The organism is Nostoc sp. CALU 546 (genome assembly GCF_048836525.1).
Genome location: NZ_JAWJTF010000050.1, coordinates 19,487 through 38,885 on the forward strand (window position 1 = coordinate 19,487; position 19,399 = coordinate 38,885).

Here is a 19,399-nt window from a genome sequence, read left to right on the forward strand (position 1 = left end):
AATAGCTAAGAATACTGCAAAACCACGAAGTAGTGACCTTCGGATGGGAATAAAAACGATCGCCATAATTCACCTTGCGCGTTCTTTTTTACATACAAACTTAATTTAATTACTGTGCGTTCGCTGATTTTAAGGCAGTCAAAGGAATTAATTCCTTGAGGGGTAATGATTAAGAGGATTTTTGAAGCAACTCCCTGATGAGAGTGGATTTGGGGGTAGTTTGAGTAGAGAATGATGTCAGGTGGTGGTGCATCGATGAGTGAGACAGAAGTAAAAATAAGCTCCGAGCGGATAGACGATATTCCATTAATAGTTGAATGGCTTGCTCAGATAGAGATAGCCAAACATATCGACCAAAAACTGAAGAAGCCGCACGGAAACCACCAAGGAATGAGCTACGGGCAGTTGAGTGTATTATTACTAACGTATATAATCACTCAATCAGACCATCGGTTATGTGCAGTCGAAGAATGGGTAGAAACACATCGAAAGATTTTGGAATTGACAACGGGGTGGTCGATAGGAAACAAAGATGTCAGTGATGACAGATTGGGAAGGGTAGTAGAAGAATTAGGCAAGCAATCACTTGCTAGACAAGAAATAGAAATTAAATTAGGAAGGCAGATAATTAGAGCATACGAATTACCGACAAAAATTGCACGCACAGACACAACAAGCTTCAGTGTAAATCATGAAAACACAAGTCATCTAGAAGACAATCTATTGCGTCATGGCTACTCCAAAGATAAACGCCCAGACTTATTGCAATATCGTCAGTTACTAGCAACGCTCGACCCGATGGGAATGCCGTTAGTCAGCGCCACTCTTGAAGGCAATGGAGCCGATGACCCTTTATATTTTCCCACCTGGCAAAAGATACAAAAAGTAATTGGGCACAAACATTTTGTCTTCATCGCTGACTGTAAGGCTGGTTCGATCTCAACCCGTGCCAACATCGCATTAAATGGAGGATTTTACTGTGTTCCCTTGCCAATGAGCGGACAAAACCCCCAATTGCTCAAACAATGGGTAAAACAATCATCAACAGAAATCATCGATATTCGTTTACCCCAACAAGAAGAACAAGAAACTGCTGTTGGTAAAGGTTTTGAGGTTGAGTTGGGTAAGTTTTGGTTAAATCCAGAAACAAATAAATGGGTTCGTTGGCACGAACGCTATTTGGTAGTTTATTCCCACAAGCTTGCTCTAGGAGCGATTGATAGTCAAAACAAACGCATCAATCAAGCTCAACTTGCCTTGGAGAAATTAGCCAATAAACCAGGAACCGAGCTAGATGTGCTTACTTATAAGGTTGAGAATATCCTCAAACGCCATCGCGTTACTGATTTTTTCTCAACTACGATTACAGAACAAACACGAACAGAAACTCGCCATCAAAGACGAGGACGACCCTCGAAAAATACTCTACAACAACAGGTTACTTCGACACGGCTTCAACTCCAAATTGAGAAAATTGATAGTGCAATTGTTGAAGCAGAAATTTTGGCTGGTTGGCGATTGTACGTAACTAATGCACCTACCGAACAGCTAACTTTATCTGAGTCGGTAATGTATTACCGAGACGAATGGCTTCTTGAACGCGGTTTTCATCGCTTTAAAAGGGGTTCTTTGCCTGCTTTACCGATTTACTTCCAGAATCAAAACCGAATCACTGGCTTGATGTTTTTATTAAACATTGCTTTGCGCGTTTTTACCCTTATGGAGTTTGTTGTCAGGCAGGCACTTCAACAAGCTGAAGATTCTTTGCAAGGTCTTTATGATGGCAATCCCAAACGAAAAACTCCTCGTCCTTCTGCCGAACAAATGCTTAAGGCTTTTTGTCACCTAACTCTTTACTTCCTCCCTGATTCTACGGTCTTCATTACCCCTATTAACCAGCTTCAAAAACAGATTCTTTTATTGATGAAAATCCCTGAATCCATTTATGAGCTTGAACTTAAGCCCTGTAAGACATAATTCTCACTCACAAGGTCAAAATGAGCGAACGTCCAGTAATTAGGCTTGACAATGGGTAATCCCAACCAGTCATTTAGTTCAGTAACTAACCAATCAAGTTCATCTTCAGACACTAAAGATATAGAAATCCTGTATTTAGATTCTCCCGCCCAAATAATAATTTCAGATTCATATATGCTACCTAAGTAGTCAGGTGCATAGTCAGATAAAGAACTAAGTTTTATATGGCGTTTAATACGTTCTAACTTGTTAATATCTTGCCGGGCATTGGAGTTTTCTTCATATATCCTCACTCCCAATATTTCCTGAATTAAAGAAATTTTTTTCTGATTAATCTCTAGCCGTGTATTTGCCAAAATCTTGCCAATATAATTAGCAAATATAAAGAACATTGCTATGGCAAAAATCCCCCAAGGAATAGAGAATAAAACTAAGACAATTTTAGAGGACAAATCAGCCCAATAAATACCAAAGAGAATTGCAACCAAGACTATACTAGGAATAAGAAACATTATCCCGAAGGTAATTAGAGCCACATAAACTTTGCTAAATCCTGGTAAGGGAAATATGATTTCCAAAGACTCTTCGTCTTTCTTTAATATGACTCTACTATTTTGTGGTTTTGGCATATCAGATTGGACTTATGAGGAGCAAGCAACTTGATATCCAGAAGGTGCTATTTGGGCTATAGTATTTTGGGCAGATATCAGGAGGTTGGGTTACGCAAAGCCTCCACCCAACCTACAATTTCTTTGCAACTTTGTTCCATGAAGGAGAAAAAACTACACCTTTCCGCGATCCTCATAAACTCGTCTCAACCACAGTACCCACCAAACAGGCTTTATTCAAATTAACACCGCTCAAATTTGCACCTTCTAACTCTGCACAAAGTAAATTAGCTCCCGTCAAATTCGCCCCTGCCAAATTCGCCCCCCGTAAATCAGCTTCTTCCAGGTTTGCTTCACTCAATAAAGCCCCTTGCAAATCGGCGCGACTCAAATCTGCACCTTTGAGATTTGCCCCTGTCAAATTTGCACCGCGCAAGTCAGCACCGCGCAAATCAACGCCTTGTAAGTTGACGTTCATCAAATTAGCACCACTCAAGAAAGCACCCACCAATGACACATCACTGAGTCTGGCTCCCATCAAGTTAGCGCCGCGCAAATTACTACCCCGCAAGTCAGCGCCCGTTAAATCTGCTTGCATCAGGTTTGCTCCCATCAGATTCGCCCGCAAGTCAGTTTGTTGGAGGTTGGCTCCCATCAAATTTGCCCCCTCCAAATGTCCACCTTCGAGTTTAGAACCAGCAAAATTAGCACCTACAAGGGTAGCGCCAGCAAGATTAATCCGGCTTAAATCCAGTCGGGAGAGTTCCTCGTCTTCTAAATTTGCGCCTGGAAGTTGTTTGAGTTTTCCTAATTTAATGGCTTCAATATTCATGTAAAGTAACTACTAATCTCTTCACTGATCTTGCTGTGGCTATCCCATTGGGAATCAAGTATCCAGATGCCGGCGCTGAATTTGGGTGTCATCAAGGGTAAGTCGAGTCCCTGTTGTAAACCCATAACTAATAAAGCTAGGGTATCTACAAGTTTAGGGTCAAAGCGCGTAGATTCTTGCTGTTTGCACTCATCTAAAGCTTGAGTAAATATCTGTTCCCGGCTTTGATTTGACGATTTTCGCTGATTGACTCGCCACTGAAAGTCTGCCAATAATGCCAAAATTCTCGACTCTAGGGGAATTTCATCTCCAGCTAAACCTGCTGGTTCCCCTGTGCCATTCCACCACTCGCTTTGGTGAGTAATAATTTGGGCAACTGCTCGTAATCTTGGCATAGTTCGCAATACTTGCGCCCCTGGTATTAAAGGACAACTGGGGGCATCTTCTTGATAGCGTGTTGGTATATTACCAGAAGTCAGGACACTTTCGGCATTTTGTAATGGATCTATGCGATGTAACAAAGCCGCTAGCCGCAATCTCTTAATCTGCCATGCGGGAAGATCCAAAAGCTGGGCGATCGCTTCAGCAAGTACTACTACTTCCGCAGCTGCCATTGGATTGTTGACATCTGCCATATCCATCAGTTGCGCCATTCGCAAAAAGGCTTGGATTTCGTTAGAAACCAAGTTGCGATCTAGGGTTTGTTTCTGAAGGGCTGTAGGGATGGATAAATTCTCTTGCCCAGTCTGGAGATAATCTACTACACGAGAGACAACTGCACCTAAATTTTGGGATCTATCCATTGACGGTACAATTTGCTGCTTATCGCTTGTGAGTTTTTCCGCCAATTCTGGATTGTATTTTTTGATGTGAGCGATCGCAATTTCTGCTGTCTCTTGTACTAACTCTGGCTCAAATGTCCACAAGCCATAAAATTTACGCTCTAAATCTGATGTCGGTACTCCAGCGCTGCCATAATCAGCCTCAGATAATTCTTGACAAATTACCATTGCTGTGTATTTAGACGATAAAATAATTAAGTGCCACTCTTGCGCCACCGGATCGCCTGCATCTAATCCTACCAAGTCTACATTGGGTAGCTGGCTGGTAGGATGTTCAGCAAAGCCAGATTCCGCAGCTGCCATAATCGCAATTTCGCGGCTGTACTGGGCGATGTCTGCATATCGATCAGCTTCTTGTAGATACCATTTACCTTGTTGAAAGGCTGTAATGACTAAGGGTGTACCGTCATCGGTTAAGATATGGTCTTCTAAAGCGTGGCACAGGGCAACTAAGGTATTTTTGTAGTAAACACCGAATCGAATTGGCCTGGTGGTATGACGATGGGCTGCTTCAAGCTGTTGTAGGATTGAACCTTCTAACATGGGATTTGGTAAAAATAACCGCAGAGGCACTGAGGAAGATAGAGGGAGAAATTCAGAATTCTGAATTTCCCCACATTTTAGTGTTTTCTAGGATACACCCGCTAACTGTTTTTCTTTCGTCTCTAATGGTGCTGTCAGTGCTGCTTCTAAGTCAGCACAACCCAGTTTTTCTTCTAAGATTTTCATGACTTCGCGTCCGAAGTCGTTGGGGTTTTGTTGCCAAGCTTGCAAGCAGACTTCGCCGAAGAATGAACCAAGGGGTTCGGGATTCCAGAGAAGTTTTTTGGCTGTCCACGGCATCAAACTCATTGGATCGTACCCTGGTTTGAGGATGCCTTCTTTGAAAGCGTATTCTTCTAAATGGGTATGGGGTTGTAGTCCAATAAAGAAAATGGCGGGTTCGACTTTATCAGCACCAAAAATCCGTTCTAGTTCGCGGTGGTAAGCGATGGTTTGACGGATGGTTTCGGGACGTTCGTCAATCACGTTAAAGGAGTAATTGACGGAAACTACGTCGTTGAAACCAGCAGCTTTTAAGTCACGGCAGTTTTGCAAGACGGTTCGCAAGTTATACCCCATCCGCATTTTCCGCACGAGTTCTTGAGAACCACTGGTAATCCCGATTTCAAAGTAGTTCATCCCGGTTTTCGCCATCAAGTCACACAACTCTGGTGTCAAATTGTCGGCTCTGATATATGCTGCCCAGTGGATATCTGTCATACCAGAATCAACTATTTTTTGCAATAGTTCTACAGCATCGGGGATAAATTTTTTCGCGGGGATGAATTGGGCATCGGTAAACCAGAAATTGCGAATGCCGCGATCGTATAATTGGCGCATCTCAGCAACTACTTCATCTGCTGGGTTGATGCGTACTTGTTTGCCTTCGACGACGGTGTAGACGCAATAACAACAGTTGTGAGGACAACCACGCTTCGTTTGTACACCTATATAAAAGTCTTGTTCTTGCAGGTAAAAGTTAAATTCCGGCCAGATGCTTTCGATATAGTCGTAGTTACAAGCTGTTTTTTCTATTGGGGTGGGTTGTTCGTGAATTAGCCGTTTTCGTGGTTGAGTTTCTCCGGCAACGTAACAGCGTTCATCTCGAAAATCTCTGCCACTTAAAAGTTTTTCCAGCAGAGTTTCGCCTTCACCCACAGAAATAATTGTTCCTTGGGGTAAGCTTTTACCCAATTGTTCGTAAAATACACTGACTGCACCGCCACCGACAACTACACGAGCATCAGAATTATATTTTTGGGCACGCTTTAAACCGCGTTTGATTAAGCCCTGATTTTGCCACAACTCTACATAGTAAGCGATGAAGATTCGCAAACCGCCCAATCCCCCACGTAGTTTCAGTAGAGGATTCTTGGCGTAGTAAAATTCAAAGGCGTTTTGCAGTGGGTTGCCACCACGTCCACCAACTGGGGCATAAATTTGAATATCCCGCCAAGAGAATACTAGTAGTGTCGGTTTAAATTCATCAATACAGCGATCCAGAGCCGAACTGTAATCTAAAGGTGGCACTGTTCCTAAATCAAAGATGCGCTGTTCAATATTAGGAAACTGCTTGTGGACATGATCGCTCAGGTAGACAACCCCAATAGGAAAGATGGGGTTACAAGGAAGGCGAACGTAAAGAATTCGATTTTCCATCATCTGTGTTTTAACTTCCATCTTGCCAATCTGTGGAGAAAGCGAGAGAAACATCTAGTCTTACAGTGTGTGCTTGTTTTATTTGGTTTTATTTATCACAATCGTGCTTGACATTTCAGCCGATTGTTGGTATTAGAAACCTGCTGTTAGCAACTGCGGAAAACGCTAAAATTGCTGTGCATAAAACATACATAGAATCTATAGAGAGGTTTATGAAGACATTTTTCATATAGCTTTACCATAACATCGAGTTTATTCATTAAGTGATGATCCCAGGCGATTAATTCTGAGATAGATGAAACAGCAAAACTCACTTCCTCGCTATGATAAAAGCAAGGGGATCGTTGTTATGTCAATTCCCTAACAATCTGCTTTCAGAGAATTTAAGCTTTTATACCAGGATAAAATATTAAAAACTTTTATTTATAGTGTATAATTCCGAAAAAGGTGTGAATAATTACAAAATTTTCATAACTAAAAATATATCTTTAGACAGAAATAATCTACAAATACTCAGTTGGTATTCGCAGTTACAACAACTGGGGATCAGTGGATGCTAGGCTTGGCTAGTGTAATGTAAAATTGTGGCGTAAAGCTCCTCAGCAGTTATGGCTCAAATATTAGATCCTCTACCACCTGAGCAATCAGGAAAAATTCTCTGCTGCTACATTAATGCCACGAGCAAAATACAGGTAGCTCGCATCTGCAATATTCCCAACTGGTACTTTGAAAGGGTTGTTTTCCCTGGACAACGTTTAGTTTTTGAAGCTCCGCGAAAAGGTCAAGTGGAGATTCATACAGGGATGATGGCAAGTGCAATTTTATCCGATAAGATTCCGTGCGATCGCCTGATGCTCGAAGAACCCAGTACTTATGAGTTTGATACAGACTCATCAGATGGAAAAGACCCTATTAATACCAAATTAATGGTGCAGCAAATTAATACAAAAATCGGAGATACTACAAAACCCTTGCAAATCCTTGGTTTAGCATCGGTTGATTAAAAAAAACAATTTTATCTAAATTTAAGGGTTGCTAATTCAGCAGCCCTTTTTGTTTATATATTTATTGGTCATTTGTCATTAATTATCCTCCTCTGCTCTCCTGCCCCCCACTCTCATTTACAATCAATCTTATGAATCTGCCTTCATTTCTTTGGTTGTGGAAAATAGCCGCCTGGTCTATGGGGTTGTCCCTGCTGGCATATCTGATGTTAGCAGTCACCGGCGTTTGGATGTTTCGGGCGAGAACTTCGCAGCAATTTCCTTTTATCACGCCATTTATGGGCGGTAATAAAGGGGTGCGATCGCTCCACTATGCAATGGGCATCAGCATGGTAAGTTTAGTGCTACTGTTGCTAGCAATTGGCATTGTTGGCACTTGGGGGCACTTTGGTTCACTAGGACACTCGTCACACTTAGTTGCTGGGTTAATAGTCGTAGCATTAGTTTTACTATCTGCTTTTAGCGCCACACAAATTAGTGTCAGACGACCTTGGGCTAGACCCTTACACATCGGCGTAAATATTATTCTATTTATAGGATTTGCCTGGGTATCCCTTACTGGTTGGATTGTAGTACAAAAGTATTTACCCTAAAAAATTACGAATTACGAATTATTAAAGTGGCATACCTTATTTGCAACACTCCAGCTAAAACATAGACCTACCCTACAATGAAGAAAAACATTGTAATTGAGCCGTGACAGCAAACTCAGCCAATATCTCAGCTTCTATTTTTCGTCTGTCTCCTTTGATTCGGATAACGTTGCTAAGTCTATACATAGCACTCACAGTCCCATTACCTTTTTTATCGCAGGTAACAGCCGCACCCGTACCTCCAGAATTATTGTGGATAGGGATTGGTATAGGTTTTGTTGCCTTGTACGCAGTATTAACTGAACAAGTAATGGTAGATGACGAGGGAATTCAGGTTACTTACCCCGCCTGGGTGCCGAGGTTTTTTCGTAAAGGCTGGTATTTACCTTGGTCACAAGTCAAAGAGATAAAACCCCGCAGCACTGGACAAGGAGGGCTAGTTTATTACTTCCTCAGCCAGGATGGGAAAGCTTATTTATTACCGATGCGTGTAGCTGGATTTGCCCGTTTGGTGCAAATTGTCCAAGCAAAAACGAGCATTGACACCACAGATGTTCGCCCTTTAGCGCAGCCGTGGATGTACCTGATTTTACTAGTATTCACACTGCTGCTACTATTAGTCGATGGTTGGGCGATCGCTACAGCATTAACTACTGCACAATTAACTTAAAATTGGGTGTGGGTATTGTTTTATCCCCACTCCCCACTCCCCACTCCCCACTCCCTTGAACACAGCAAAAGCCACACTCAGGCTAGAGCAAGTTAATCTGTTTACAAAGCTGAAAACCCAACTTCCTGGCAATCAGCAGGGATACCCCATATTGCAGGATATTTCCTTAGAGGTATTCCAGAGCGATCGCATTGTAATTGTAGGCCCAGTAGGCGCTGGAAAAACTTCGTTATTACGCCTTATCAACCGCCTAATTGAACCCACAAGTGGTAAACTCTATCTCGAAAATCAAGAATATCGCCAAATTCCTGTCATCCAGCTACGCCAAATAGTGACACTTGTATTGCAAGAATCTAAACTGTTGGGGATGACAGTTGGGCAATCCTTGGCTTATCCTTTAGTTTTGCGTGGTTTGCCCAAACAGACAATTCAGCAACGAGTCAATTACTGGACAGACCAACTGCACATTCCCAATGAATGGTTAGAGCGAACAGAGGTGCAACTTTCTGCGGGACAACGACAACTAGTAGCGATCGCTCGTGCTTTAGTCATCCAGCCTAAAATATTATTATTAGACGAGCCAACCTCTGCCCTAGATGCTGGTACGGCTACTTATCTAATGCAAATCTTAACCCAGTTGAGTCAAACTCATCAAACCACAATTCTGATGGTAAATCACCAACTGGAACTAGCCCAGATGTTTTGCAATCGGTTATTACACCTGCAACAAGGTCATTTATTCGCAAATCAAACAGCCTCAGAGATAGACTGGATTGAATTACGAAAAAGCCTGATTCAAGCAACAGAGCAAGACGATTTTGGATTTTAAATTTTGGATGAGTCAATTGTCATTGGGCATGGGGCATTGGGTATTGGGCATTGGACATAAGTTATTTTCCTCATCTCCCTCATATCCCACTCCCCATTTCCATCACACTTGACTACTACTAAGTGTTGAACGTTGATTACTAAATCTTTCTCTAGCTAACTTTGTTGTTTGTGACTGTGAAATATTAGTATTCAAAATTTCCATGTTAAAACGGTATCCAACATTGCGGATAGTTTGAATCAAATTGGGTTGCCGGGGATCAAGTTCAACCTTTTTCCGCAGCGACAAAACATGAGTATCAATGGTACGAGGGTTATCGATAGCATCAGGCCAAGCACGACGCAGCAATTCCGACCTACTCAGAGGTACTCCCCCAGCTTGTGCCAAAACGTACAGCAAACTGAATTCCTGGGGCGTTAAGTCAATGAACTCCCCTTGGAAACGGACACGACGCTGAACTAAATCGATTTGCAAAGTGCCATAATCCAAGTAAGCTGGTGCAGTAGGTGTGCGCTTCCGCCGAATCAGTGCCTCTACCCGTGCCAAAAACTCTTGCATCCCAAAAGGTTTGCTCAAGTAATCATCTGCACCCGCCTTTAAACCTGCAACGATATCAGCTTCACTATTACGGGCAGATAGCATTAAGATTAGAGGCTGTTGCTGACGATGCAACCAACGACAAAACTCAATGCCATCACCATCAGGCAGGTCTGCATCTAAGACTACCAGTGTTGGTTGATGGCTTAAAAATACTTCCCTTGCTTGATAAATGCTGGCAGCTTGATGCACACGGTATTCCAGTTGTTGCAAGTGCCAACCCAACAACGACCTCAGATGGGGATTCCCCTCAATGATTTCTATACAAACCGAACCCACGGCGGCAAGACCCCTTAGCGTCTGATGACTTTCAAAGTAACAAGCCCATCTCTAAGGTTTTGTAGCCTTTGTTACTTCAATTACTATTAGCTTTACATTTCCTCATAAAAAGAGTGGCAATATCTTTAATTTATGCCTTGCTAAAAGGCGATTAGAAATATTGTTAAATTTTTATTAAATTTATCGAAAGTTTTGTTAGACTTATCAAAAGTTCTTTTAGCTTAATATTCTGTTTTTAGATAGGTGTAATGTGGAAAATATTTATAATGCAACCAGCTAACCATTACTACAACAGCTTTTTAACCTGATGATGAAAGTAGATTTTTTCCACAAAAATCTAGCGTCCCCTATCCAGGAATATAACACCAATAGAATTGGGCTGTTGATCATGAAAATCACAAAAATAACTTAGCTAGTCACTAGAATCGATGTTTTCTGGAATAGGATTAAAGTAGCTTGTAGCTGCTAGGAGGGTACTGATCAAACGTATATGTGTTGACTTTGAGTTGATGCCAAAGTGAAATTACACTTCACATTTGAGCGTGAATCATTTACAATTCTCATTCCAAAGAGATTAATACAGCAGTTATGCTCCAAGACACACAAACCATCCGCTATTACCAAAGACTCACCGACGCCTTCGCCGAGTTATGGAATCGCGGTTATCGCACGGATGATATGCGGATGTATTTGGATGGATATCTAGCCGCATTGCGACATAGCAACGTCATTGAACCATATCTGATTCATCGCCTAGAAGAGGAAGCCAGCCGCTACTTGTACGATGGGTCAAATTTTGCAGTGCCGCAACCACAGCCACAACCCGATTACTACTAAGTACCATTTACTTGGTTATTGATAGTAACCGTTAATTACCGCAGATAACTATAGCATATTATCTGTATTGGTCAACGGGTTGCTGTGGTGTGAAATTTGGAGAAATTATTGTATTGATAAAACGCATCCCCTCAGCCCTATATTGGTCTTGCCAATGCGACTGAGGGGATTGTTGACCTAAGTAAGTGGGCGTAAATAATTAAAGGTTTGTAGTGGGGACTTTAGTCCTCATAAAAAAATATCCAATTATTTATTGTGAGGTGGGGATCTCGTCATTGATGTCAACTTAAGCCGAAACCCATTTAAAACCTCGTTTCTAGCTTCTAGCTGTAATTGTGGGCTGTAGCCTCATTAGGTATTCCTAGTCTTTGACTGGGAACAAGATAATTTCTAAAATCTTGTTCTAAACGGGCTTTCTGGTTATTTCGGTCAAGTCTTTTGATCAGAAACCTATTAAAAAACCTTGAAAGGGGAGGTATATATATTTCCCCTTTCAAGGACATTAAAAACGATACATTGCCTTGATTGCAAAGCACAGATTTAACAACAAACCAAAGGGTATGTTGTTAACCAGAGATTACGAGGCTAGAGCTACTTCTACCTTTTGTTGCAATTCACCTTTCTGGTACAGTTCAATCAAGATGTCAGAACCACCAACGAATTCACCATTGATATACACTTGGGGAATTGTCGGCCAGTTAGAGTATTCTTTAATACCTTGACGGATTTCAGAGTCTGATAGAACATCAATCGTCTCAAAGGGAACTCCCAAGGTATTGAGAATCTGCACAACGTTGTTGGAGAAACCACATTGGGGCATTAACTTGTTTCCCTTCATGAAAACTAAAATCTTGTTCTGTTGTAGCAAGTTATCAATTTTGTCTTTGAGTTCTGGTGTCATGGTACTTGTGTTTCCTATGTTGCATTAGTAGAGTGAGGAGTGAAGAGTGAGGAGTTAAAAATTCATAACTCCTAACTTCTAACTCATAACTTTAGGAACTTGCTGTTGCTTGCCAAGCTTCGGGAGTGTATGTTTTTACCGCCAAGGCATGAATTGCTTCAGTTGACATAGCTTGACCCAACGCACCATAAACTAACTGGTGCTGTTGCACTAGTCCCTTACCTGCAAAGTGCGATGAAACTACTGTCACCTGATAGTGGTCACCGCCACCAGTCAAGTCTTGCACCTGAACCTGGGCGTCTGGCAGTTCCGCCTTGATCATTGCCTCAACCTGCTGCGGACTAATCATCGCAATTCCTGAAAAAACTTACTTTTCTATTATTAACAGATATGGAGCAAATGCCTGTGCCAACTTTAGGTTTTGGCAAGGCTGTAGATAAACACGCCTCTGAGGTGTATTTTTGAGAACGCTCAGTTTTTGGCTACGGTAGATAGCTCTATCCTAGCACTGGGGGATTCCCAGGCGACTGGTTGGGGAGATAAGGAAAAACAGGCAACGCCAATTTAATTTATTTTTTTGGGGATGAGGAAGATGAAGTACCACCTTCTCTGGGATAGGGAGAATCAACAAAACCCAATTCAAACAACTGTTTATAGGCTTTCTTGCCTAAATCCCGCGTCGGATTTTGACTCTTAATTATTTGAACTAACAACGGTACAGCTAATTCTGGCTGATTTTGGGCGCGATGTACCAATGCTAGCTGAAAGGTAGCTTCATCTCGCTTTTGGGCTGTTAATAGAGCTTTTTGACGTTGAGAATCAGAAACTCTATTGTCAATTCCCGAAAAGCTAGAATTTAACTCTTGATAAAAATTAGATAGCTGATTATAAACTTGGCGTGCTTCTTGCAGTTTCTTAGCAGCTAAAGGGTAGTTTTGAGCAGAAACGGCTTGTTCTGCATCTTTTACTAAGCGATCGCCACCTTCAATGCTCAAAAGGCTGTTACTTTGGGTTATGGGGCGGAGGTTATTGGGATCGTTGGGGTCAATGGGTTGTGGTTGGCTGGTAGTGCCTGGTGACTGTGATACCTGAGCATTCACAGGTGATAGCAGACTAAGGACTGCTATGACTGATAAAACAGTACGGTGCATCAAGGTAACAGCGGCAGCAGTGTTCATGGGATCAATTAGTGCGACAACTATATAAACAAGTTATGGAAACTTCGGGTATCTTAACTCTGTTTTGGTCTTGGACAAAGCAAAGTTACATCCTAAGTATCTCTGATTTAGGACTGAAAATCGGTTTAATAGAGTTCCCATTACCCCTGTATAGTAACTAACTTAAATAGTTGTGATTAGCGATACCCACAGTGGACTGAGTTAACACGTTAATTCTCTATATATCATCAATCAATTCAATAGTTTGCAGACAACTCTTAGCTATTTACTCAAAAAAATGCCAATTTGGCTGAATATCGCGTAGATAGAGAGTAATCTATATATGTATACATCCTCAAAGGTTACAAAATATCACTAATCTTTTGTGACTTATTCAGGATGGATATAGCAGTTAACAATTAGTGTCAAACCTTGAAAACGTGCAGTTTCTTAATCATGCACGGTTAATGGTCAATGCTTAAGAGCCAGTCTTGGAACTCTTGATGTTTAACTAGATCAAGAATTAGTAATTTCTGCAAATGCGTGATTAGTAACTTTTGTTTCTTGATGGCTTAATTGTTGCAGTGCCTTTGCCAAATCAGATGTGATGCTTTTGGCATCTTGTTTTATACAGCCACTCATGTAATCCGTCACTCTGATTGGGGAGCCAATGTCAATACTTACATCTGTACCCCAATTTGGATAGGGTTGGCTGTAATTAATACCTATGGGTATAATTTTCACTCCCAGCCCGGAATAACTAGATTCAGCACTCAAAGCAAGACGAGCAATTCCCGGCTTTAACTGGTGAACTTGGCCATCGCGAAAAATATTACCTTCTGGAAAGATTACCAGGGTTTTGTGCTGCTGAAGTAACTCTACTCCATGTCGCAGTGTGCGAATTGACGGATGCTTAGAATTCACAGGAAACCCCCCAAGCGTCGGACAAACCAGCCTTGCAAACCTTGGCATTCGTCAATAGTCACCATAAACCGCAAGTCTTGCTTTCTCAGACAAGCAGTAGCGTAGGGTACAAGCAACGCATCCCAACGCGCCCGATGGGTAGGCGCAAGGATCACAGGCCCGGTTGTGGGGATATTTTTTTGTCCGGTTATTCTAATTTGTCCAAAGAATAATGGTAATAGGCAGTGACGCCCTAATAAATATGCCAGGGGACTTAACCAAGGAGAAACCCTTGAGGTAGTACGATCTACCTGAGGATTTCCTGGTGGGTGCTGGCAGGTATCGGATGAAGAGTAAAATTCCATCATGACGGATGCAGCTGATTGACGGGTAAAAATTTAACGAAAAGCCTGATTAGTTACACCGTAGATTCTCTTGCGTGACTTGTGTCGTACTAGATGGACAGTTTTACCTCTGTCCGTTAGTTTACCCTACGCCGCTTAGTGGCAAACCAAGTCTGTAATTGCTGACGACAAGCTGACTCTAGAATGCCTCCGATTACTTGGAGACGGTGATTAGAAGCAGTACTGTCGGGTATGTTAATAACTGTACGAATTGCGCCAGTTTTTGTATCGTCTACTCCATATACAAGTAATCCTAGACGCGCTTGGACGATCGCACCCGCGCACATCGGGCAAGGTTCAAGAGTTACATAGAGTGTGCATTCATTAAGATGCCAATTTTGTAAAGTTGTTGCAGCTCTCTTGAGAGCGAGAATTTCCGCATGGGCAGTAGGGTCTTTGTCGCGTTCTTTTCTGTTTTCTCCTTGTGCCAGCAATTTGCCTGTTGGATCAATGATAACAGCACCTACAGGGACTTCACCTGCATCACCTGCTGTTTTTGCTAATTTTAGGGCATAACTCATCCATTGTTGATGTATAAGATATTCTGTGTATTTAGTTAGCATATTCTTATCAAGAAAGGCAGAGGGCAGAAGGAATACTGCTTCTTGCTATCTGCCACAACTTCTCATAGAGCAAGGGTTTAAAACAAAAACGCCAAATTTTAAGGGCTAATTGTACAAAATTGTGGGTTTTTGAGACGCGATAAATCGCCGTCTCTACAAGTGTTTTGGTCTTATCTGAACTGTATTGGGTCTGAATCCCCAACTGAGGTAAAACCTCTTGCCCTCTGCCTCCTTTAATACTAAATAGCGGCTTGGGCTAAAAGGGGATCGAGTTGACTTTGTGTGTCTAGCTGATATAGGTCATCACAGCCGCCAATGTGCTGGTTATTGATAAAAATTTGTGGTACTGTACGGCGGCCGTTAGCGCGTTCTGCCATTTTAGCTCTGGCTGCTTCGTCGCCGTCGATTTTATATTCAGTAAAGTTTACACCTTTCCACCACAGCAATATTTTGGCACGAATACAGTAAGGACAAGTTGCCCATGTGTAAAGTTCGACGTTGGCTTTAACTCGCTCTGGATGGCGATTTAAGAGGGGATTAAGAAAGTCCAGCATATTTTTATTAAGCAAGGTTTTAACCATGTCTCTAGCCTAGAACATTGCTTACCGCATCGGCGCTGGAACCCACTTTTGGAAACCCTCTAAATGATTCCAATAAGCTAAATATCCAGTCAATGCCCAAATTAGAGCGGCTACTATCAGCACTGCTACACCAATTAGCCGCCAAGTTCGGTTGGTTTTCCAATAGAGAGTTGGCGCTGCAAAAACACCACCTAACCCGGTTAAAATAAAGCCGATTCCCGATAAAAGCGGTTGCTTTGTCATATTCAAGTTGATGATGCGGATACCGACTACGATCGCAACTACGCCAGCAAAAAAACCATAAACTGCTATTGTCAATAAATCCCAATTTTGAGCGAGTGCGATCGCAGCTGCTACAAACAAGATTCCAAAAAGAACACTTGTTTCACCGAAGGCAATGTTAAAACTACCGGTAACAGGCCAGGTAAAACTCATGTGTAAACCAGTTGTGAGTGCGATCGCGCCTGTAATCCCAAAACCGGGAATCCACTGCCTCTGATTAGAACTATTTATACCCCGATATACATAGTCAGCCAGTAGAAATAACCCAGCTACCATATTGATCAACATGAGTGTGATGTAGTCTATAAACACGATTAACCTCTTAATTTGACAAGATATTTACTTTGTGTATCGTTTTTCAGTTTTTAGTGAATCTACTAGCTTTCTTGTTTGTTATTTTATACCTAAAGATAGACCTGAATAAAAGCAACATTATGGATATACACTGCTAAATATTTGTACCAGTTCTTAACTTAGTAACTTTTAAACAGGTTTTATACTGGAGTTGTAGGAGTGAAAAATTAGGATGTCTTAACTGGCACTTTTCTAACGAGTTAGCAGTAAAACTTAACTTTCTTCCACGTGTATCCGCCCTTTGGTAGACTTGAAAACTGAAATAGGCAGATAAAACGACGCAAATTCAAGCAGCTGAGAGGGCAAACTCTGTGGAAAATACACTTGGTTTAGAGATTATTGAAGTAGTAGAGCAAGCCGCGATCGCATCTGCAAAGTGGATGGGCAAAGGCGAAAAAAACATCGCTGACCAGGTAGCTGTGGAAGCTATGCGGGAGCGGATGAATAAAATCCACATGCGCGGTCGCATTGTGATTGGGGAAGGCGAACGTGACGACGCGCCTATGCTATACATCGGGGAAGAAGTTGGTATCTGTACCCAACCAAATGCCGAAAGTGTCTGTAACCCTGATGAATTAATTGAAATTGATATCGCCGTTGACCCCTGTGAAGGTACCAACTTGGTAGCTTATGGACAACCTGGTTCGATGGCTGTCTTGGCAATTTCTGAAAAGGGTGGATTATTTGCTGCTCCTGACTTTTACATGAAGAAGTTAGCAGCACCCCCCGCAGCTAAGGGCAAGGTAGACATCAACAAGTCAGCAACAGAAAACCTCAAGATTCTCTCTGAGTGTCTAGATCGGAGTATTGAAGAACTTGTGGTCGTAGTCATGAAGCGCGAACGCCACAACGATTTAATTAAGGAAATCCGTGAGGCTGGAGCGAGAGTCGCCCTAATTTCAGACGGTGATGTGGGTGCAGCTATAAGCTGCGGTTTTGCTGGAACCAATATCCACGCTCTGATGGGTATCGGTGCGGCTCCTGAAGGCGTAATCTCAGCAGCAGCAATGCGTGCTTTGGGTGGACACTTCCAAGGTCAACTGATCTACGATCCAGCTGTAGTCAAAACAGGTCTGATTGGAGAAAGCAGAGAAGCCAACATCGATCGCTTAAAGTCTATGAATATCAATGACCCCGATAAGGTCTATGATGCTCATGAACTGGCATCTGGTGAAACTATTCTGTTCGCGGCTAGCGGCATTACCAGTGGTAATCTCATGCAAGGTGTACGTTTCTTCAAAGACGGGGCAAGAACTCAAAGCTTGGTAATTTCTAACCAGTCTAAAACTGCTCGATTTGTTGATACAATTCACTTGTTTGGTGAACCAAAAGTTCTCCAACTGAACTAATTTTTAGGGAATGGGGAATGGTAAAAGTAAGGGTAAAGCATTTGGAAAGAAATGTTTCTATAAAACGGAAAAATCATCACCGAAATGCTTTACCTTTACAGTAGTTAGTAGTTAGTAGTTAGTGATTAATGGTTGGTTAGAAAACTATCAACCAATAAACAAAAATTCCCCATTCCCTATTCTTACTTAATGCCAGATTGCCAACTACCAACTAGTAACTACAATTTAGCAAATGAATATAGCAGTGGTGGGGTTAAGCCATAAAACAGCCCCAGTAGAAGTCCGGGAAAAACTGAGCATTCCAGAACCACAAATTGAAAGTGCGATCGCTCAACTGGCCAGCTATCCCCATATTGACGAAGTTGCAATTCTTAGCACTTGTAACCGCCTGGAAATTTACATTGTCACCAGTGAAGCAGACCAAGGTATCCGGGAAGTAACGCAGTTTCTTGCAGAATACAGTAAATTACCCGTGCTTTCTCTGCGACAACATTTATTTATGTTGCTACATGATGATGCAGTAATGCACGTTATGCGGGTAGCTGGTGGTTTAGATAGTCTGGTACTTGGAGAAGGTCAAATTCTGGCTCAGGTGAAGACTACTCACAAACTGGGACAGCAATATAGTGGTATAAAAACCATTTTGAATCGATTATTTAAACAAGCGTTAACAGCTGGTAAGCGGGTTCGTACTGAAACTAGTATTGGTACTGGTGCTGTCTCTATCAGTTCGGCTGCTGTGGAGTTAGCACAAATTAAAGTAGCAAATTTAGCTGCTTGCAGAGTAGTAATTCTGGGTGCTGGTAAAATGTCGCGGCTGCTGGTGCAACACCTAATTTCTAAAGGTGCTGTGGAAATTAGTATTGTAAATCGCTCTCGCGATCGCGCCCTAGAATTAACAAAGCAATTCCCTCAGCAACCGATCAATATTCATCCGCTATCGGAAATGATGAGCGTAATTGCCGATAGTGATTTGGTGTTTACAAGTACTTCTGCTACAGAGCCAATACTTGACCGTGCCAAATTGGAAATGGTTTTAGAAGTTCAGCGCTCTTTAATGTTATTTGATATTTCTGTGCCGCGTAATGTTCATGCGGATGTGAATGAACTAGAAAATGTGCAAGCGTTTAATGTCGATGATTTGAAGGCAGTAGTAGCGCAAAACTACGAAAGCCGTCGCAAGATTGCACAAGAAGCCGAGCGACTTTTAGAGGAAGAAGTGGAAGCCTTTGATATTTGGTGGCGCAGTTTAGAAACTGTTACCACTATTAGCTGTCTGCGAAATAAAGTCGAAACCATCCGTGAACAAGAGTTAGAAAAAGCTTTGTCGAGATTGGGTTCGGAATTCGCGGAAAAACATCAAGAGGTGATTGAAGCATTAACACGGGGAATTGTCAATAAAATTTTACATGACCCGATGGTGCAATTGCGATCGCAGCAAGATGTTGAAGCTAGACGGCGCTGTATGCAAACTCTGCAAATGCTGTTCAACCTCGATGCAGAGGAACAATTTAGTTAAACTGAACAAAAAAATCCCCGATTTCTATGAGAAGTTGGGGATCTGAGCTTTTCAATTAGATATAGGAATCCGCTTTGATTTCTGAACGAATTTGCGTAGACAGGCAATAGGCAATA

The 19,399-nt window shown here is 42.0% G+C and carries 19 protein-coding genes and 1 pseudogene; 8 read left to right on the top strand and 12 right to left on the bottom strand.

Translation table 11 applies throughout. The features are described from left to right. Positions 1 to 234 precede the first annotated feature (234 nt). Positions 235 to 1,977 (top strand): IS1634 family transposase, encoded by a 1,743-nt coding sequence (locus RRG12_RS22715; protein ID WP_420758750.1) that lies wholly within the window; start codon positions 235 to 237, stop codon positions 1,975 to 1,977. On the opposite strand, the gene RRG12_RS22720 is transcribed toward RRG12_RS22715, so the two are convergent. The 4 genes from RRG12_RS22720 to RRG12_RS22735 form a co-directional block, all read right to left on the bottom strand. Then, positions 1,944 to 2,606 (bottom strand): hypothetical protein, encoded by a 663-nt coding sequence (locus tag RRG12_RS22720; protein ID WP_420758709.1) that lies wholly within the window; start codon positions 2,604 to 2,606, stop codon positions 1,944 to 1,946. The two genes, RRG12_RS22715 and RRG12_RS22720, sit on opposite strands and share 34 nt — an antisense overlap. Before the next feature lie 172 nt (positions 2,607 to 2,778). Next, positions 2,779 to 3,417: a pentapeptide repeat-containing protein gene (locus RRG12_RS22725; protein WP_420758710.1), complete on the bottom strand. Its 639-nt coding sequence runs from the start codon at positions 3,415 to 3,417 to the stop codon at positions 2,779 to 2,781. Next, positions 3,414 to 4,802, bottom strand: a complete 1,389-nt coding sequence (locus tag RRG12_RS22730) for a DICT sensory domain-containing protein (protein WP_069070155.1) — start codon at positions 4,800 to 4,802, stop codon at positions 3,414 to 3,416. Before RRG12_RS22730 ends, RRG12_RS22725 begins: the two co-directional genes overlap by 4 nt. An 87-nt stretch (positions 4,803 to 4,889) precedes the next feature. Next, positions 4,890 to 6,482, bottom strand: a complete 1,593-nt coding sequence (locus tag RRG12_RS22735; RefSeq protein ID WP_069070129.1) for a photosystem II high light acclimation radical SAM protein — start codon at positions 6,480 to 6,482, stop codon at positions 4,890 to 4,892. 587 nt (positions 6,483 to 7,069) lie between these two features. Between RRG12_RS22735 and RRG12_RS22740 the strand changes: the two genes are divergently transcribed. The 4 genes from RRG12_RS22740 (at position 7,070) to RRG12_RS22755 (ending at position 9,557) form a co-directional block, all read left to right on the top strand. After that, positions 7,070 to 7,465: a DUF1830 domain-containing protein gene (locus RRG12_RS22740; protein ID WP_069070130.1), complete on the top strand. Its 396-nt coding sequence runs from the start codon at positions 7,070 to 7,072 to the stop codon at positions 7,463 to 7,465. A 131-nt stretch (positions 7,466 to 7,596) separates the two neighbouring features. Next, positions 7,597 to 8,058 (top strand): DUF4079 domain-containing protein, encoded by a 462-nt coding sequence (locus RRG12_RS22745; RefSeq protein ID WP_069070131.1) that lies wholly within the window; start codon positions 7,597 to 7,599, stop codon positions 8,056 to 8,058. 103 nt (positions 8,059 to 8,161) lie between these two features. Then, the gene (locus RRG12_RS22750) at positions 8,162 to 8,728 is read left to right on the top strand and encodes a hypothetical protein (RefSeq protein ID WP_420758711.1); all 567 of its coding nucleotides are present in this window, start codon (positions 8,162 to 8,164) and stop codon (positions 8,726 to 8,728) included. 55 nt (positions 8,729 to 8,783) lie between these two features. Then, a complete protein-coding gene (locus RRG12_RS22755; RefSeq protein ID WP_420758712.1) occupies positions 8,784 to 9,557 on the top strand; it encodes an ABC transporter ATP-binding protein in 774 nt (257 codons plus the stop codon). Positions 9,558 to 9,659: 102 nt separating this feature from the next. Here RRG12_RS22755 and RRG12_RS22760 read toward each other — a convergent pair whose 3' ends face one another. Beyond that, positions 9,660 to 10,433, bottom strand: coding sequence for a response regulator transcription factor (locus tag RRG12_RS22760; protein ID WP_069070133.1), 774 nt, complete (start codon positions 10,431 to 10,433; stop codon positions 9,660 to 9,662). Between the two features lie 588 nt (positions 10,434 to 11,021). Here RRG12_RS22760 and RRG12_RS22765 point away from each other — a divergent pair. Beyond that, complete coding sequence (locus RRG12_RS22765) at positions 11,022 to 11,270, top strand: DUF6761 family protein (RefSeq protein ID WP_069070134.1); 249 nt, start codon at positions 11,022 to 11,024, stop codon at positions 11,268 to 11,270. Positions 11,271 to 11,847: 577 nt separating this feature from the next. Here RRG12_RS22765 and grxD read toward each other — a convergent pair. The 7 genes and pseudogenes from grxD to RRG12_RS22800 form a co-directional block, all read right to left on the bottom strand. Next, positions 11,848 to 12,171 (bottom strand): Grx4 family monothiol glutaredoxin, encoded by a 324-nt coding sequence (gene grxD / locus RRG12_RS22770; protein WP_420758713.1) that lies wholly within the window; start codon positions 12,169 to 12,171, stop codon positions 11,848 to 11,850. 91 nt (positions 12,172 to 12,262) lie between these two features. Then, positions 12,263 to 12,520: a BolA family protein gene (locus RRG12_RS22775; RefSeq protein ID WP_069070136.1), complete on the bottom strand. Its 258-nt coding sequence runs from the start codon at positions 12,518 to 12,520 to the stop codon at positions 12,263 to 12,265. A 220-nt stretch (positions 12,521 to 12,740) separates the two neighbouring features. Continuing rightward, positions 12,741 to 13,349, bottom strand: a complete 609-nt coding sequence (locus tag RRG12_RS22780) for a hypothetical protein (protein ID WP_069070137.1) — start codon at positions 13,347 to 13,349, stop codon at positions 12,741 to 12,743. 495 nt (positions 13,350 to 13,844) lie between these two features. Beyond that, positions 13,845 to 14,599: pseudogene (locus tag RRG12_RS22785) on the bottom strand (lysophospholipid acyltransferase family protein). Between the two features lie 113 nt (positions 14,600 to 14,712). Further along, entirely contained in the window at positions 14,713 to 15,198 is a 486-nt protein-coding gene (gene tadA / locus RRG12_RS22790; protein ID WP_420758715.1) for a tRNA adenosine(34) deaminase TadA, read from the bottom strand. A gap of 239 nt (positions 15,199 to 15,437) precedes the next feature. Beyond that, positions 15,438 to 15,752, bottom strand: coding sequence for a glutaredoxin 3 (grxC, locus tag RRG12_RS22795; RefSeq protein ID WP_420758716.1), 315 nt, complete (start codon positions 15,750 to 15,752; stop codon positions 15,438 to 15,440). A gap of 48 nt (positions 15,753 to 15,800) precedes the next feature. Further along, positions 15,801 to 16,373, bottom strand: a complete 573-nt coding sequence (locus tag RRG12_RS22800) for a DUF981 family protein (RefSeq protein WP_420758717.1) — start codon at positions 16,371 to 16,373, stop codon at positions 15,801 to 15,803. Between the two features lie 353 nt (positions 16,374 to 16,726). Between RRG12_RS22800 and glpX the strand changes: the two genes are divergently transcribed. Together glpX and RRG12_RS22810 are read left to right on the top strand one after the other, a co-directional pair. Next, positions 16,727 to 17,764 carry a class II fructose-bisphosphatase gene (gene glpX / locus RRG12_RS22805; protein ID WP_069070142.1) on the top strand — a complete coding sequence of 346 codons (1,038 nt, stop codon included), beginning with the start codon at positions 16,727 to 16,729 and terminating at the stop codon, positions 17,762 to 17,764. A 232-nt stretch (positions 17,765 to 17,996) separates the two neighbouring features. Then, on the top strand, positions 17,997 to 19,283 hold the full coding sequence (locus RRG12_RS22810) for a glutamyl-tRNA reductase (RefSeq protein ID WP_069070143.1): 1,287 nt from the start codon (positions 17,997 to 17,999) through the stop codon (positions 19,281 to 19,283). Positions 19,284 to 19,399: the final 116 nt, after the last annotated feature.